Source organism: Henriciella aquimarina (genome assembly GCF_002088975.1).
Taxonomy (GTDB): Bacteria; Pseudomonadota; Alphaproteobacteria; order Caulobacterales; family Hyphomonadaceae; genus Henriciella; species Henriciella aquimarina.
Genome location: NZ_NCST01000014.1, coordinates 1 through 516, shown reverse-complemented (window position 1 = coordinate 516; position 516 = coordinate 1). Strand labels below are relative to the sequence as shown.

Annotated in this window: 1 pseudogene; it reads left to right on the top strand. The window is 69.4% G+C overall.

What is annotated here, in order from left to right:
* Positions 1–516 (top strand): annotated as a pseudogene (locus B8784_RS01505) (heme biosynthesis protein HemY); the annotation flags it as partial.

Sequence of the window (516 nt, the reverse complement as noted above, 5' to 3'; positions counted from 1 at the left end):
GCGCCGTGCTCTACACCGCCCAGGCCTGCGGCCTGCCGAATGCCGAACGCAAGGACGCCCAGCGCCTGCTGGCCGATGCGATCCGTTCGGCGCCGTCCTTCCCGCCGGCGGCCTATCACGGCGCGAAGCACCTGATGATCGACGGCAAGGTAAAGGCCGCCCAAGGCGTGCTGGAGCTTGGCTGGAAAGCAAATCCGCACCCCGCTTTGGCCCAGCTCTGCCGCCGGCTCGACCCCTCCGACACGCCGAAGAGCCAGCTTGCCCGCCTCAACGCACTCGCCGGCACAAACCCGGAAGCGCGTGAAAGCCGCATCCTCAAGGCCGAGATCGCCATGGCGAACCGCGACTGGATGAGCGCGATCCGGTCGCTCGCCCTGCTGGTCGAGGAAAAGCCCACCGCCCGGCTCTGCCTGCTGCTGGAACAGGCGCTGAAAGGCTATGGCGACACGTCCGAAGCCCGCCGCTGGGGCCGGATGGCCGTCACCGCCTCGCGCGAGGCCGAGTGGTCCGACATCG